The sequence below is a fragment of the Pseudomonas sp. USTB-Z genome (genome assembly GCF_019691255.1).
Classification (GTDB): Bacteria; Pseudomonadota; Gammaproteobacteria; order Pseudomonadales; family Pseudomonadaceae; genus Aquipseudomonas; species Aquipseudomonas alloputida.
In genome coordinates this window covers 28,298-43,828 of record NZ_JAECZP010000023.1, presented here as the reverse complement: position 1 = coordinate 43,828, position 15,531 = coordinate 28,298, and the positions used below count along the sequence as shown (strand labels likewise).

The 15,531-nt window shown below is 62.1% G+C and carries 13 protein-coding genes; 10 read left to right on the top strand and 3 right to left on the bottom strand.

Annotated features, from left to right (window positions below):
* Positions 1-143: 143 nt before the first annotated feature.
* From xdhA to guaD, 4 genes are all read left to right on the top strand, one after another.
* A complete protein-coding gene (gene xdhA, locus I8746_RS22175; protein ID WP_088513759.1) occupies positions 144-1,598 on the top strand; it encodes a xanthine dehydrogenase small subunit in 1,455 nt (484 codons plus the stop codon).
* Positions 1,591-3,990, top strand: coding sequence for a xanthine dehydrogenase molybdopterin binding subunit (xdhB, locus tag I8746_RS22170; RefSeq protein WP_012051681.1), 2,400 nt, complete (start codon positions 1,591-1,593; stop codon positions 3,988-3,990). Before xdhA ends, xdhB begins: the two co-directional genes overlap by 8 nt.
* 172 nt (positions 3,991-4,162) lie before the next feature.
* Entirely contained in the window at positions 4,163-5,008 is an 846-nt protein-coding gene (xdhC, locus tag I8746_RS22165) for a xanthine dehydrogenase accessory protein XdhC (RefSeq protein ID WP_003254321.1), read from the top strand.
* A 10-nt stretch (positions 5,009-5,018) separates the two neighbouring features.
* Complete coding sequence (gene guaD / locus I8746_RS22160) at positions 5,019-6,323, top strand: guanine deaminase (RefSeq protein ID WP_003254322.1); 1,305 nt, start codon at positions 5,019-5,021, stop codon at positions 6,321-6,323.
* Here guaD and aqpZ read toward each other — a convergent pair.
* Together aqpZ and I8746_RS22150 are read right to left on the bottom strand one after the other, a co-directional pair.
* Positions 6,320-7,018 carry an aquaporin Z gene (gene aqpZ, locus I8746_RS22155; RefSeq protein ID WP_012051680.1) on the bottom strand — a complete coding sequence of 233 codons (699 nt, stop codon included), beginning with the start codon at positions 7,016-7,018 and terminating at the stop codon, positions 6,320-6,322. The two genes, guaD and aqpZ, sit on opposite strands and share 4 nt — an antisense overlap.
* Before the next feature lie 149 nt (positions 7,019-7,167).
* Positions 7,168-7,923, bottom strand: a complete 756-nt coding sequence (locus tag I8746_RS22150; RefSeq protein WP_004577063.1) for a GntR family transcriptional regulator — start codon at positions 7,921-7,923, stop codon at positions 7,168-7,170.
* 284 nt (positions 7,924-8,207) lie between these two features.
* Between I8746_RS22150 and I8746_RS22145 the strand changes: the two genes are divergently transcribed.
* Positions 8,208-9,557, top strand: coding sequence for an NCS2 family permease (locus I8746_RS22145; RefSeq protein ID WP_004577064.1), 1,350 nt, complete (start codon positions 8,208-8,210; stop codon positions 9,555-9,557).
* Positions 9,558-9,865: 308 nt separating this feature from the next.
* On the opposite strand, the gene uraH is transcribed toward I8746_RS22145, so the two are convergent.
* Positions 9,866-10,219 (bottom strand): hydroxyisourate hydrolase, encoded by a 354-nt coding sequence (uraH, locus tag I8746_RS22140; protein ID WP_221101059.1) that lies wholly within the window; start codon positions 10,217-10,219, stop codon positions 9,866-9,868.
* A gap of 399 nt (positions 10,220-10,618) precedes the next feature.
* Here uraH and puuE point away from each other — a divergent pair, with 399 nt between their 5' ends.
* The 5 genes from puuE to I8746_RS22115 all read left to right on the top strand — a co-directional run bounded on the left by puuE (position 10,619) and on the right by I8746_RS22115 (position 15,527).
* Positions 10,619-11,545, top strand: coding sequence for an allantoinase PuuE (puuE, locus tag I8746_RS22135; RefSeq protein WP_014590202.1), 927 nt, complete (start codon positions 10,619-10,621; stop codon positions 11,543-11,545).
* A complete protein-coding gene (gene uraD / locus I8746_RS22130) occupies positions 11,545-12,060 on the top strand; it encodes a 2-oxo-4-hydroxy-4-carboxy-5-ureidoimidazoline decarboxylase (RefSeq protein ID WP_004576924.1) in 516 nt (171 codons plus the stop codon). The genes puuE and uraD overlap by 1 nt, the downstream gene beginning before the upstream one ends.
* 49 nt (positions 12,061-12,109) lie before the next feature.
* On the top strand, positions 12,110-12,613 hold the full coding sequence (locus I8746_RS22125) for an ureidoglycolate lyase (protein WP_003254333.1): 504 nt from the start codon (positions 12,110-12,112) through the stop codon (positions 12,611-12,613).
* Positions 12,614-12,657: 44 nt separating this feature from the next.
* Positions 12,658-13,986 (top strand): urate hydroxylase PuuD, encoded by a 1,329-nt coding sequence (locus I8746_RS22120; RefSeq protein ID WP_221101058.1) that lies wholly within the window; start codon positions 12,658-12,660, stop codon positions 13,984-13,986.
* Positions 13,987-14,171: 185 nt separating this feature from the next.
* Positions 14,172-15,527 (top strand): nucleobase:cation symporter-2 family protein, encoded by a 1,356-nt coding sequence (locus tag I8746_RS22115; protein ID WP_003254336.1) that lies wholly within the window; start codon positions 14,172-14,174, stop codon positions 15,525-15,527.
* Positions 15,528-15,531: the final 4 nt, after the last annotated feature.

The following is a 15,531-nucleotide window of genomic DNA, read 5'->3' as shown; positions in this document are numbered from 1 at the left end:
ATGCTTGGAATAGAGGCAGTGTGTGCGGCTGGGCATGGACATGCGCATTTTCTTGACCCTTGAGTCAGAAAAATATTGACCTGCTAGACAGGTCTTGCTTAGAGTCCGCCCAACAACAATAAAACCATTGCGAGGCCATCCCCGTGATCCAGTTTCTCGTCAACCAGGAGCTGCGTAGTGAGCACGCCCTGGACCCTAACATGACAGTGCTGCAGTACCTGCGCGAGCACCTGGGCAAACCCGGCACCAAGGAGGGCTGCGCCAGTGGTGACTGCGGTGCGTGCACCGTGGTGGTCGGCGAACTGAGCCAGGACGACCACGGCAACGACAGCCTGCGCTACCGCAGCCTCAATTCGTGCCTGACCTTTGTGTCGTCGCTGCACGGCAAGCAACTGATCAGCGTCGAGGGGCTCAAGCACCAAGGCCAACTGCACAGCGTGCAACAGGCCATGGCCGATTGCCATGGATCGCAGTGCGGCTTCTGCACCCCCGGCTTTGTCATGTCGCTGTTCGCCCTGCAAAAGAACAGCAGCGGCCCTGACCTGCACCAGGCCCAGGAAGCCCTGGCTGGCAACCTGTGCCGCTGCACCGGTTACCGGCCGATCCTCGACGCCGCCGAGCAGAGCTGCCGCCAGCCCTGCCGCGACCAGTTCGATGCCCAGCAGGCGCAAACCATCAGCCGCCTCAAGGCCATTGCCCCGACGCAGACCGGCGAGCTGAACAGCGGCGACAAGCGCTGCCTGGTGCCGCTGACCGTGGCGGATCTGGCCGACCTGTACAGCTCGCACCCCGAAGCGCGGCTGCTGGCCGGTGGTACCGACCTGGCGCTGGAAGTCACCCAGTTCCACAAGACCTTGCCCGTGATGATCTACGTCGGCCACGTGGCCGAGCTCAAGCGCATCGAGAAAACCGCCAGCCACCTGGAAATCGGCGCCGCCACCCCGCTCACCGACTGCTATGGCGCGCTTAACGAGGAATATCCCGACTTCGGCGCCCTGCTGCACCGCTTTGCCTCGCTGCAGATACGCAACCAGGGCACCCTCGGCGGCAACATCGGCAACGCCTCGCCAATCGGCGACTCGCCACCCCTGCTGATCGCCCTGGACGCGCAGGTGGTGCTGCGTCAGGGTGAACGCCAACGGGTGATGCCACTGGAAGACTACTTCATCGACTACCGCATCACGGCTCGCCAGGACAGCGAGTTCATCGAAAAAATCATCGTACCGCGCGCCTCCAGTGACTGGGCGTTCCGCGCCTATAAAGTGTCCAAGCGCCTGGACGACGACATCTCCGCCGTGTGCGCAGCCTTCAACCTGAGCATCGAAGACGGTGTGGTCAGCGGTGTGCGGATCGCCTTCGGCGGCATGGCGGCGATACCCAAGCGCGCCCGTGCCTGCGAGGCAGCGTTGCGCGGCAAGCCTTGGAACCAGGCCGCCATCGAGCGCGCCTGCCAGGCCCTGGCCGAGGACTTCACCCCACTCAGCGACTTCCGCGCCAGCAAGGAATACCGCCTGCTGACCGCGCAGAACCTGCTGCGCAAGTACTTCATCGAACAGCAAACGCCGCACATCGAAACCCGGGTGACCGCTTATGTCTAACCATCACGTAGCCAAGAGCCAGGCCGAGATGGCCGAACTGTTCAGCCAGGACCTGACCACCGGGGTCGGCCGCAGCGTCAAGCACGACAGCGCCGACAAGCATGTATCCGGCGAGGCTGTGTACATCGACGACCGCCTGGAATTCCCCAACCAGTTGCACGTCTATGCCCGCACCGCCGACCGCGCCCATGCGCGCATCCTGCGCATCGACACCACGCCGTGCTATGCCTTCGAGGGTGTGCGCATTGCCATCACCCACGAAGACATCCCCGGCCTGAAAGACATCGGCCCGGTAGTGGCCGGCGACCCGCTGCTAGCCATCGACAAGGTCGAGTTCTTCGGCCAGCCGGTGCTTGCCGTTGCAGCCCGGGATCTTGAAACCGCACGCAAAGCGGCCATGGCCGCCATCGTCGAGTACGAAGACCTGGAGCCGGTGCTGGATGTGGTCGATGCGCTGCGCAAGAAGCACTTCGTGCTCGACAGCCACACCCATCAACGTGGCGATTCCGCTGCCGCCCTGGCCAGCGCCCCGCACCGCATTCAGGGCACCCTGCACATCGGCGGCCAGGAGCATTTCTACCTCGAAACGCAGATTTCCTCGGTGATGCCCACCGAAGACGGCGGCATGATCGTCTACTGCTCCACGCAGAACCCCACCGAAGTGCAGAAACTGGTCGCCGAAGTGCTCGACGTACCGATGAACAAGGTAGTGCTGGACATGCGCCGCATGGGAGGCGGCTTTGGCGGCAAGGAAACCCAGGCCGCCAGCCCGGCGTGCCTGTGCGCGGTGGTCGCGCGCCTGACCGGCCAGCCAACCAAGATGCGTCTGCCGCGGGTCGAAGACATGACCATGACCGGCAAGCGCCACCCGTTTTACGTCGAGTATGACGTGGGCTTCGACGACAACGGCCGGCTGCACGGGATCAATTTCGACCTGGCCGGCAATTGCGGCTATTCGCCCGACCTGTCCGGTTCGATCGTCGACCGTGCCATGTTCCACTCCGACAACGCTTACTACCTGGGCGATGCCACCGTCCACGGCCACCGCTGCAAGACCAATACCGCCTCCAACACCGCCTACCGCGGCTTTGGCGGCCCACAGGGTATGGTCGCCATCGAGCAGGTGATGGACCATATCGCCCGTCATCTGGGCCGTGACCCACTGGACGTGCGCAAGGCCAACTATTACGGCAAGACCGAACGCAACGTCACCCACTACTACCAGACCGTCGAGCACAACATGCTCGAGGAGATGACCGCCGAACTGGAAGCCAGCAGCGACTACGCCGAACGCCGCGAGTCGATCCGCCGCTTCAACGCCAACAGCCCGATCCTGAAGAAAGGCCTGGCACTGACACCGGTCAAGTTCGGCATTTCGTTCACCGCCACCTTCCTCAACCAGGCCGGTGCACTGATCCATATCTACACCGACGGCAGCATTCACCTGAACCACGGCGGCACCGAAATGGGCCAAGGCCTGAACACCAAGGTGGCTCAGGTGGTGGCGCAGATCTTCCAGGTTGATTTCAGCCGCATCCAGATCACCGCCACCAACACCGACAAGGTACCCAACACCTCGCCAACCGCAGCGTCGAGTGGTGCCGACCTGAACGGCAAGGCGGCGCAGAACGCGGCCGAAATCCTCAAGAAACGCCTGACCGAGTTTGCCGCACGGCATTATCAGGTGACCGAGGAAGACGTCGAATTCCGTAACGGCCATGTGCGGGTACGCGACCAGATCGTCAGCTTCGAGCAACTGGTGCAGCAGGCTTACTTCGCTCAGGTGTCGCTGTCCAGCACCGGGTTCTACCGCACGCCGAAGATCTTCTACGACCGCAGCCAGGCACGCGGCCGGCCGTTCTACTACTTCGCCTTTGGCGCTGCCTGCGTGGAAGTGATCGTCGATACGCTGACCGGCGAATACAAGATGTTGCGCGCCGACATCCTGCACGACGTGGGCGATTCGCTGAACCCTGCGATCGACATCGGCCAAGTGGAAGGCGGTTTCATCCAGGGCATGGGCTGGCTGACCACCGAAGAACTGGTGTGGAACGCCAAAGGCAAGCTGATGACCAACGGCCCGGCCAGCTACAAGATCCCGGCCGTGGCCGACATGCCACTGGACTTGCGGGTGAAGCTGGTGGAAAACCGCAAGAACCCGGAAGACACCGTGTTCCACTCCAAGGCCGTGGGCGAGCCGCCGTTCATGCTCGGCATTGCCGCCTGGTGCGCGATCAAGGATGCCGTGGCCAGCCTCGCCAACTACCGCGTGCAGCCACAGGTGGACGCGCCGGCAACACCGGAGCGGGTGCTGTGGGGCTGTGAGCAGATGCGCAAGGCGGTGGCTGCCACTCAGTCCGCAGAACCGGAGCTGGAAACCGTCACCCAGTAACGCCGCGCTCCGCTTTTTCTGTGGGAGCGGCCTTGTGTCGCGAAAGGGCTGCGCAGCAGCCCCAAATATGTATGTTGCTTTAAATATTCTGGGGCCGCTTCGCGCCCCTATCGCGACACAAGGCCGCTCCCACAAAGAAGCGGACCGCGTTGACCTGAAGAGGATCTGCATCATGCACCAATGGATCAACGCCCTCGCCGACCACCAGTCCCGTGGCGAAGCGTGCGTGCTGGTGACCATCATCGAGGAACGCGGCTCGACCCCGCGCAATGCCGGCTCGAAGATGGTGGTCAGCGCCAGCGGTCTGTTCGACACCATCGGCGGCGGCCACCTGGAATACAAGGCGCTGCACATCGCCCGGCAAATGCTCGAAGCGCAGCGCACCACGCCGCACCTTGAGCGCTTCAGCCTCGGCGCCAGCCTGGGCCAGTGCTGCGGCGGCGTGACCGTGCTGCTGTTCGAACCCATGGCCGCCGTGCAGGCTCAGATCGCCGTGTTCGGCGCGGGCCATGTCGGCAGGGCTCTGGTACCCTTGCTCGCCGCGCTCCCCTGCCGGGTGCGCTGGATCGACTCGCGTGAACAGGAATTCCCCGAGCTCATCCCCAACGGGGTGACCAAGGTGGTCAGTGAAGAGCCGGTCGACGAAGTCGCAGACCTACCACCCGGCAGCTACTGCATCGTCATGACCCACAACCACCAGCTCGACCTGGAACTGACCGCCGCCATTCTCAAGCGCAACGATTTCACCTGGTTCGGCCTAATCGGCTCGAAGACCAAACGGGTCAAGTTCGAGCACCGCCTACGCGAGCGAGGCTTCGACGAGGCCGTCATGGCACGCATGCGCTGCCCGATGGGCCTGGCCGAGGTCAAGGGCAAGCTGCCCATCGAGATCGCCGTGTCTATCGCCGGTGAAATCATTGCCACTTACAACGCCTGCTTCGGCCAGCACGACGCTGCCGCCAATGCCGGCCCCATTGCCCAATTGCTGCCGCCCTCCCGCCGCAGCCAAGCCATTTGACGAGTGTGTTATGACCGTTACCCGCAAAGCCTACCGTGCCGCCATCCTGCACAGCATTGCCGACCCGGCCGAGGTGGGCCTGGAGGCTTCCCATGAATACTACGAAGACGGCCTGCTGGTGGTCGACGATGGCCGCATCAGCGCCGTTGGGCACGCCAGTGAACTGCTGCCGACGCTGGATGCCGGCATCCCGGTCGAGCACTACCAGGACGCGCTGATCACCCCGGGCTTCATCGATACCCACATCCACTTCCCGCAGACCGGCATGATCGGCTCGTACGGCGAGCAGTTGCTGGACTGGCTGAACACCTACACTTTCCCATGCGAAAAGCAGTTCGCCGACAAAGGCCACGCCGACCAGGTGGCGAAGATCTTCCTCAAGGAACTGCTGCGCAACGGCACCACCACTGCGCTGGTATTCGGCAGCGTGCACCCGGAATCGGTCAACGCCCTGTTCGAAGAGGCCGAGCGCCTGGACCTGCGCCTGATCGCCGGCAAAGTGATGATGGACCGCAATGCCCCAGACTACCTGACCGACACCGCCGAGTCCGGCTATGCCGAAAGCAAGGCACTGATCGAGCGCTGGCACGGCAAAGGCCGCCTGCACTATGCAGTGACCCCGCGTTTCGCCCCGACCAGCACGCCGCAACAGTTGACCCTGGCCGGCCAATTGCTCAAGGAGCACCCGGGCGTGTACATGCACACGCACCTGTCGGAAAACCTCAAGGAAATCGACTGGGTCAAGTCGCTGTTCCCTGAGCAAAAGGGTTATCTGGACGTCTACGATCACTTCGAGCTGCTGGGCGAGCGCTCGGTGTTCGCCCACGGCGTGCACCTGTGCGACGACGAGTGCCAGCGCCTGGCAGAAACCGGCTCGGCCGTGGCCTTCTGCCCCACCTCCAACCTGTTCCTCGGCAGCGGCCTGTTCAACCTGCCCCAGGCCGAGCGGTTCAAGGTCAACGTGGGCCTGGGTACCGACGTTGGCGCCGGCACCAGCTTCTCTCTGCTCAACACCCTGAACGAGGCATACAAGGTGATGCAGCTGCAAGGCGCGCGCCTGCACCCGTACAAATCGCTGTACCTGGCCACCCTCGGCGGCGCTCGCGCGCTACGCCTGGACGACCGTATCGGCAGCCTGCGCCCGGGTAACGATGCCGACTTCGTGGTGCTGGACTACAAGGCCACGCCACTGCTGGACTATCGCATCCAGCAGTCCAACAGCATCGAAGAAACCTTGTTCGTGCTCACCACCCTGGGCGATGACCGTACCGTGCGTGAAACCTACGCCGCCGGGCGCTGCGTGCACCAGCGCTAAGGTTCTTTCGCCAGGCCCCGATACAGCGCGCCGCCGATTGCAGCACCGATCAGCGGCGCCACCCAGAACAGCCACAGCTGCTGCAGGGCCCAGCCACCGACGAACAAGGCCGGCCCCGTGCTACGCGCGGGGTTGACCGAGGTATTGGTCACCGGGATCGAGATCAGGTGGATCAGGGTTAGGGCCAGGCCGATGGCGATCGGTGCAAAACCTGCCGGTGCGCGGGCGTCGGTCGCCCCCATGATGACCACCAGGAACATCGCCGTCATCACCACTTCACTGACAAAACCCGCACCCAGCGTATAGCCACCGGGCGAATGGTCGGCGTAGCCGTTTGAAGCCAACCCCGAAGACAGCTCGAACCCGGCCTTGCCGCTGGCGATGAGGTAGATCACCCCGGCCGCCAGGATGGCACCGATCACCTGGGCGATCACATAAGGCAGCAGCTCTTTGGCCGGGAAGCGCCCGCCGACCACCAGCCCGAACGACACGGCAGGGTTTAGATGGCAACCCGAGATATGGCCGATGGCAAAGGCCATGGTCAGTACGGTGAGGCCGAAGGCGAAGGCGACACCGAGCACACCGATGCCGACGGGGGAACTGGCTGCGAGTACCGCACTGCCACAGCCACCAAGGACCAGCCAGAAGGTGCCGATCAGTTCGGCACCCATGCGTTTACCGAGGGACATGCTCATGAATCCATTCCTCAAGAAGTTGAACGCAACGAATGCGCAAGCCCAACTGCTTGATGAAGGTTTGCTCACAAGAATTTAGCAGACCTTTGGGTTATGGCCAGTAGCGGCTGGAGGCTGCCGTGCAGCCCCACGATTACATCGGCAAACGATCAACCCTTGACGGAAACCTTGGGCTTTTTCAATAGATGCGAGAACACCGCATGCAAATCGTCCGAGGCGCTCTCCTCGTCCAGGTTCAGCTTGCTGTCGATGTGGTCCATGTGATGCATCATCAGGCTCACGGCCTGCTCGGCATCGCGCGCCTCGATGGCATCGATGAGCTGCATGTGCTCATCGTAAGAGCAGTGCGAGCGGTTGCCGCTTTCGTACTGGGCAATGATCAGCGAAGTCTGCGATACCAGGCTGCGCTGGAAACTTACCAGCGGTGCATTGCCCGCCGCTTCGGCCAGCTTGAGGTGGAACTCACCGGACAGGCGAATGCCGGCACCCCGGTCACCGCGCGAAAAGCTGTCGCGCTCCTCACGCACCATCTGCCGCAGCTCGTTAAGCTGATCGGGGGTGGCATGCTGCACCGCCAGCTCGGTGATGGCGCGTTCGACCATGCGCCGCGAGAAGAACACCTGGCGCGCCTCTTCTACAGTCGGGCTGGCCACCACCGCGCCGCGGTTCGGCCGCAGCAGCACCACGCTTTCGTGGGCCAGGCGCGACAAGGCGCGGCGGATGATGGTGCGGCTGACGCCAAAGATCTCGCCCAGCGCTTCCTCGCTCAACTTGGTGCCCGGAGCCAGACGCTGCTCGAGGATCGCCTCGAAAATATGCGCGTAGACGATGTCGTCCTGGGTACCGCTGCGGCCGGCCTTGCCGACTCGTGCAGGTTTTTTCAGAGGTTGCAGCTGTTCGTTCATGGGCTCTCGAGGCACGAAGAGAAAGTATGGCGCCATTGTACACAGGCTGAGGCGATTCCGCAGGGGGCGTTTTACCTATATAGCCGTTGTACGACGCATTGCGCATACAAAACATAAAACATTATTTGCTTTATTTGTACACAAAAGCATAATCCACCGAGCAACTTCTTGACCCTTGAGTCAACAAAAAAGGTCAGACGTCTGCCTTCCCTCGCGGAGCCGCCAAGTGCATTGCGCAGGAAACTGGCTCCATAACAACAAGAAAGACTTGAGGAGTACCCGCTGTGGAAAGCCGCAAATCCGAAGCCCCTACGCTGGATCTCGCCCCGCCGCTCGAAACGAGCTGGCTGGAGCGGATTTTCAAACTCAAGCAACACGGCAGCACTGTCAAAACCGAAATGATCGCTGGGGTGACCACCTTCATCACCATGGCCTACATCATCTTCGTCAACCCCAACATCATGGCCGACGCCGGCATCGACCATGGTGCCGCTTTTGTCGCCACCTGCATCGCCGCCGCGCTGGGCTGCCTGCTGATGGGCCTGTACGCCAACTGGCCGGTGGGCCTGGCGCCGGGCATGGGGCTCAATGCTTTCTTTACCTACACCGTGGTCGGCACCATGGGCTACAACTGGGAAACGGCGCTGGGGGCGGTATTCGTCTCCGGCGTGTTGTTTATGTTCCTGACCTTGTCGAAAGTGCGCGAATGGCTGCTCAACAGCATCCCGGTCAGCCTGCGCCATGCCATGGGGGCCGGCGTCGGATTGTTTCTCGGGCTGATCGGCCTGAAGACCGCAGGCATCATCGTCGACAGCCCCGCCACCCTGATCAAGCTGGGCTCGTTGCATGAGCCGGGGCCGCTGCTGGCGGCCGTGTGCTTCCTGCTGATCGCCATCCTCAGCTACAAGCGGGTATTCGGCGCGATCCTGATCAGCATCATTGGTGTCACCCTGGCGGGCTGGGGCCTGGGCCTGGTCAAGTTTGGCGGGGTGATGTCGATGCCCCCAAGCCTGGCACCGACCTGGATGGCCATGGACGTGGCTGGCGTGTTCAATGTCAGCATGATCAGCGTGGTGCTGGCGTTCCTGTTCGTGCACATGTTCGACACTGCCGGCACGCTGATGGGGGTTGCCCAGCGAGCGAACCTGGTAGCGCCGGACGGGCGTATCGAAGGCCTGTCACGCGCCTTGAAGGCCGACAGTGCTTCCAGCGTATTCGGTGCTGTGGTCGGCGTGCCCCCAGTGACCAGTTATGTGGAGAGTGCCGCAGGTGTCGCCGCAGGTGGCCGTACCGGTTTGACGGCCGTGGTGGTCGGCTTGCTGTTCGTCGCAGCGATGTTCTTCGCCCCGCTGGCGGGGATGATCCCGGCCTACGCGACAGCAGGCGCACTGATCTACGTGGCAATGCTGATGATGGGCAGCATGGCGCACATCCATTGGGACGAAGCCACCGACAGCATTCCGGCGATTGTCACGGTCATCATGATGCCGCTGACCTTCTCCGTTGCCGATGGTATCGCGCTGGGTTTCATCACCTACGTCGCGTTGAAGGCAGGTACCGGCAAGTACAAGGAAATCTCGGCCAGCCTGTGGGTACTGTGCGCAATCTTCATTGCCAAGTTCGTGTTCCTCTGAGCAAGGGCGCTTGGCTTTAGATTTCCAGTGTTCTCGAAATCGAGCGCCGCACGCGCGGCGCATCGCGAGCAAGGTCGCTCCTACGCTTGTTCCGGCCCATTAATGCCTGCGAGGGACGCGCGAACGCCTTGTTGGGACGCCACGATATGGCGCCCTTGCTCAACATTTGAAAGGCCTGCGCGGTCGCCCGTAGGAGCGGGTTCACCCGCGAAGAGGCCGGCACAGGCCACACAAAAACAGCAGACGAAAAAAAGCCCGCCAGTGTGAGAGCGGGCCAAAGGACCTACGAAGATTCTTCTAGCGACCAACTAGCTTCCACGATAGGTCGAATAGCTGTAAGGCGAAATCAGCAGCGGCACGTGGTAGTGCTCCTGCGACTCGTCGATGCCAAAGCGCAGCACGACAACATCCAGAAACGCCTGGGCCGGCAATTGCACGCCACGGGCGCGGTAGTAATCCCCAGCGCTGAACTGCAACTGGTAAACGCCAGTGCGGTAATCGTCCCCCTGCAACAGCGGCGCGTTGACGCGGCCATCGCTGTTGGTCAGGGCGGTGTTCACCAGCTCCAGCTGCTGGCCTTCGACGCGGTACAGCTCGACCTTGATCGAGCTACCCGGGCAGCCATGCGCGGCATCCAGTACGTGTGTGGTCAAACGTCCCATTGCGTGTCGCCTCTTGTTCAATCTGTGGGCAAAAAATACTCAGCCATCGCACCAGCTTAGCGCCTGCGGTAGGCGGGAATGACGTTATTAAGACATTCCACCCGAGGATTGTACACAATTTTTTGATCCCCTCTGTCACACCCTTCATTTGCTGCCCATTAACGCCCCATCGGTCGCAAATACACGCACCATAACGATGCCAACCTCATTAGCTGACCAAACAGGCAGGTTTCTTGCACTGTATTTCCCGGTCGCTGTCAGGCGACAAAAGGGAAGAAATGCGGAAAAACAGGCTTACAAAAGATTTCAGAAGTTGTATACAATCAGCCCATCCGGTGGTGCGACATACCGACGCGGCCCGCCCACCCCCCGCACTAACGCACAAGAAGGAAGACTGCAGTGAGCGCTGATTACCCTCGCGACCTGATCGGTTACGGCAACAACCCTCCTCACCCGCAATGGCCGGGCAACGCCCGCATCGCGCTGTCTTTCGTCCTCAATTACGAGGAAGGTGGCGAACGCAACATCCTGCACGGTGACAAGGAATCCGAAGCCTTCCTGTCCGAGATGGTCGCTGCCCAACCCCTGCAGGGCCAGCGCAACATGAGCATGGAGTCGCTGTATGAATACGGCAGCCGTGCCGGTGTATGGCGCCTGCTGAAGCTGTTCAAGGACAGCGGCGTGCCACTCACCGTCTTCGCCGTGGCCATGGCCGCCCAGCGCCACCCCGACGTGATCCGCGCCATGGTCGAAGCCGGCCACGAGATCTGCAGCCACGGCTACCGCTGGATCGACTACCAGAACATGGACGAGGCCCAGGAGCGCGAGCACATGCTCGAAGCCATCCGTATCCTCACCGAACTCACCGGCGAGCGCCCGCTGGGCTGGTACACCGGCCGTACCGGCCCGAACACCCGCCGCCTGGTGATGGAGGAAGGTGGTTTCCTCTATGACAGCGACACCTACGACGACGACCTGCCCTACTGGGAGCCGAACAACCCCACCGGCAAGCCGCACCTGGTGATCCCCTACACCCTGGACACCAACGACATGCGCTTCACCCAGGTACAGGGCTTCAACTGCGGCGAGCAGTTCTTCCAGTACCTGAAAGACGCCTTTGATGTGCTGTACGCCGAAGGCGCCGACGCACCGAAAATGCTTTCCATCGGCCTGCACTGCCGCCTGGTCGGCCGCCCGGCACGCCTGGCTGCACTGAAGCGCTTCGTCGATTACGCAAAAAGTCATGACCAGGTCTGGTTCGCCCGTCGCGTGGATATCGCCCGCCACTGGCACACCACCCACCCGTACAAGAAAGAGAACGCCTGATGACCGCCTTCAATACCCTCAAACCATCCGCCCTGGACCGCGACGCCTTCGTCAAGGCCTTCGCCGACATCTACGAGCACTCGCCGTGGGTTGCCGAAAAAGCCTATGACCTGGGCCAACTGGGCGAGCTGGACGAGATCGAGGCGCTGCACCAGCGCATGAGCGATATCCTGCTCAGCGCCAACCACGCTGACCAGCTCGCGCTGATCAATGCTCACCCGGACCTGGCAGGCAAGGCCGCCATCCAGGGCGAACTGACCGAATCGAGCACCAACGAACAGGCCGGTGCCGGTATCCACCAGTGCACCGCCGAAGAGTTCGCCCGGTTCACCGAACTGAACGATGCCTATAAGGCCAAGTTCCAGTTCCCGTTCATCATGGCGGTGAAGGGCAGTAACCGGCACCAGATTCTCGCCGCCTTTGAAAAACGCATCCACAACGATGCCGATGCCGAATTCAAGGAAGCCCTGGCGCAGATCAACCTGATCGCCCTGTTCCGCCTACTGCAGCTGTAAGCAACAGCCGAACCTTATTCAGAAAACGAACAATAGAAGAGATAACCGCATGCGCACCCTGATGATCGAGCCCTTGACCAAAGAAGCCTTCGCCCAGTTCGGAGACGTGATCGAAACCGACGGCAGCGACCACTTCATGATCAACAACGGCTCGACCATGCGCTTTCACAAGCTCGCCACGGTCGAAACCGCCGAGCCTGAAGACAAGGCGATCATCAGCATCTTCCGCGCCGACGCGCAGGACATGCCGCTGACCGTGCGCATGCTGGAACGCCATCCGCTGGGCAGCCAGGCTTTTATCCCGCTGCTCGGCAACCCCTTTCTGATCGTGGTCGCGCCCGTTGGCGATGCACCTGTATCAGGCTTGGTCCGAGCCTTCCGCAGTAATGGCAGGCAGGGCGTTAATTACCATCGCGGCGTCTGGCACCACCCGGTGCTGACGATCGAAAAGCGGGATGATTTCCTGGTGGTTGATCGCAGTGGTTCTGGCAACAACTGCGATGAGCATTACTTCACCGAGGAACAGATGCTGATCCTCAATCCCCACCAATAAGAAAAGGTCAGTCATCTTCTCGGTGACTGGCAGAGGTACATACTGTGGAAGCACACCTTCACGAATGGCTGAACCTGAGCATTCGCTGGGTTCACATGATCACCGGCGTCGCCTGGATCGGTGCATCGTTCTACTTCGTCTGGCTGGAGAACCACCTGAACCGAAGCAACCCGCGCGATGGGTTGTCGGGTGATCTCTGGGCGATTCACGGCGGTGGTATCTACCACCTGGAGAAATACAAGCTCGCCCCCCCGAAAATGCCCGAGAACCTGCACTGGTTCAAATGGGAAGCCTACTTCACCTGGATGTCCGGTATCGCCCTGCTGTGCGTGGTGTTCTACTGGAACCCGACCCTGTACCTGCTGGCACCTGGCAGCACCCTGAGCGGTGCCGAAGGCGTGGCCATCGGTATCGGCTCGCTGATCGCGGGCTGGTTCATCTACGACTTCCTGTGCGACTCGCCCTTGGGCAAGAAGCCAGCGCTGCTCGGTGGTGTGCTGTTCGTGCTGATCATCGCTGCCTGCTGGGGCTTCAGCCTGGTGTTCAGCGGCCGTGGTGCCTACCTGCATACCGGCGCGATCATTGGCACCATCATGGTCGGTAACGTGTTCCGCATCATCATGCCGGCCCAACGCCAGCTGGTGGCGGCGATCGAGAACAACCAGACGCCCGACCCGGTACTGCCGGCCAAGGGCCTGCTGCGCTCGCGTCACAACAACTACTTCACCCTGCCGGTGCTGTTCATCATGATCAGCAACCATTTCCCGAGCACCTACGGTAGCCAGTACAACTGGCTGATCCTGGCCGGTATCGCAGTAGCCGCGGTGCTGATCCGCCACTACTTCAACACCCGCCACGACAGCAACAAGTACGCCTGGACCCTGCCCGTCGGCGCCTTGGCGATGATCTGCCTGGCCTACGTTACCGGCCCGAAACCGATGGCCTTAAGCCCTGAGCAAGCCGCAGCGAAGATCGAGTACCAACCGCTGCCAGCAACTGCGGTAGGTGGCAAGACCGCTGCCGAGCAGCGTGCCGAGGACGCCGCCAAGGCTGCCGAAGCACCCGCCGCACCTGCGCAGGCACCGGCCCAGGCCGCTGCCCAGGCCGGAGGTGGCGACTTCGACAAGATCCACAATGTCATCCAGGAACGCTGCACCGTGTGCCACTCGTCCAAGCCGACCAGCCCACTGTTCAGCGCCGCTCCTGCCGGCGTGATGTTCGACACTCCGCAGCAGATCCAGGCCCAGGCCGCGCGCATTCAGGCGCAAGCGGTTGCCAGCCAGATCATGCCGCTGGGCAACATCACCCAGATGACCACCGAAGAGCGCAAGCTCGTCGGCGACTGGATCGCCAAAGGCGCCCAGGTCAACTGACAGCACCTCGCCAGGCAACCCGCCCCCAAGGGAATCACCTTCCCCTGTAGGAGCGGGCTTGCCCGCGAAGAGGCCGGAAGCCCCGGCCTCAAGCTCCATGTGTTACGCAACAAGCAAGCATCGAGCGCGCAGGCATGAGGCCTGCCGCTTGGATCCGAGAATAAAAACAAAACTCGAGGTGCTGCATGTCCGAGTCACGCAAGGCGTATATCCCCATTGCGCCGCCGCGAGAACCCTTGCCCCTGTTCCAACTGTTCCTGGTTGGCCTGCAACACGTTCTGCTGATGTACGGTGGCGCGATCGCCGTGCCGTTGATCATCGGCCAGGCCGCCGGTTTGTCCCGTGAAGAAGTCGCTTTCCTGATCAACGCCGACCTGCTGGTCGCTGGCGTCGCTACCATCATCCAGTCGTTCGGTATCGGCCCGGTGGGCATCCGCATGCCGGTGATGATGGGTGCCAGTTTCGCTGCCGTCGGCAGCATGGTGGCCATGGCCGGCATGCCCGGCGTGGGCCTGCAGGGGATCTTCGGCGCGACCATCGCTGCCGGGTTCTTCGGCATGCTGATCGCGCCGTTCATGTCCAAGGTTGTCCGCTTCTTTCCCCCACTGGTCACCGGTACGGTGATCACCTCGATTGGCCTGTCGCTGTTCCCGGTGGCCGTCAACTGGGCCGGTGGCGGCCAAGACGCTCAAACGTTCGGCTCGCCGATCTACCTGCTGGTGGCCGGCCTGGTACTGGCCGTGATCCTGCTGATCAACCGCTTCATGCGCGGTTTCTGGGTCAACGTGTCGGTACTGGTGGGCATGGGCCTTGGCTACATCCTGGCCGGCTCCATCGGCATGGTCGACCTGTCGGGTCTGAATGAAGCACCGTGGTTGCAGGTGGTCACCCCGCTGCACTTTGGCATGCCGACCTTCAGCCTGGCGCCGATCCTGTCCATGTGCCTGGTAGTGGTGATCATCTTCGTCGAGTCCACCGGCATGTTCCTGGCCCTGGGCAAGGTGACCGATCGCGAAGTCACCCCTGGCATGCTGCGTCGCGGCCTGCTGTGCGATGCCGGTGCGTCGTTCATTGCGGGCTTCTTCAACACCTTCACCCACTCCTCGTTCGCCCAAAACATCGGCCTGGTGCAGATGACCGGGGTGCGCTGCCGCTATGTCACCATCGTGGCCGGTGCACTGCTGATCCTGCTCAGCCTGCTGCCCAAGGCGGCCTTCCTGATTGCCTCGATCCCGCCCGCAGTACTGGGCGGCGCGTCCATCGCCATGTTCGGCATGGTCACCGCCACCGGGATCAAGATTCTTCAGGAGGCGGACATCGGCGACCGCCGCAACCAGCTGTTGGTTGCCGTGAGCGTCGGCTTCGGGTTGATCCCCGTGGTGCGTCCGGAGTTCTTTGCCCAGATGCCACAGTGGATGGAACCCATCACCCACAGCGGTATCGCCATGGCCACGGTCTGTGCCCTGGTGTTGAACGTTCTGTTCAACATCCTTGGCGGTGCCGACCGCGCAATGCACAACGACGTCTGTCACCAGCATTGAGCCA

Bases quoted from the DNA above. Each gene is read 5' to 3' on its own strand.
- xdhB (WP_012051681.1), top strand. From the start codon at position 1,591: ATGTCTAACCATCACGTAGCCAAGAGCCAGGCCGAGATGGCCGAACTG.
- xdhC (WP_003254321.1), top strand. From the start codon at position 4,163: ATGCACCAATGGATCAACGCCCTCGCCGACCACCAGTCCCGTGGCGAA.
- guaD (WP_003254322.1), top strand. From the start codon at position 5,019: ATGACCGTTACCCGCAAAGCCTACCGTGCCGCCATCCTGCACAGCATT.
- aqpZ (WP_012051680.1), bottom strand. From the start codon at position 7,018: ATGAGCATGTCCCTCGGTAAACGCATGGGTGCCGAACTGATCGGCACC.
- I8746_RS22150 (WP_004577063.1), bottom strand. From the start codon at position 7,923: ATGAACGAACAGCTGCAACCTCTGAAAAAACCTGCACGAGTCGGCAAG.
- uraH (WP_221101059.1), bottom strand. From the start codon at position 10,219: ATGGGACGTTTGACCACACACGTACTGGATGCCGCGCATGGCTGCCCG.
- uraD (WP_004576924.1), top strand. From the start codon at position 11,545: ATGACCGCCTTCAATACCCTCAAACCATCCGCCCTGGACCGCGACGCC.
- I8746_RS22125 (WP_003254333.1), top strand. From the start codon at position 12,110: ATGCGCACCCTGATGATCGAGCCCTTGACCAAAGAAGCCTTCGCCCAG.
- I8746_RS22115 (WP_003254336.1), top strand. From the start codon at position 14,172: ATGTCCGAGTCACGCAAGGCGTATATCCCCATTGCGCCGCCGCGAGAA.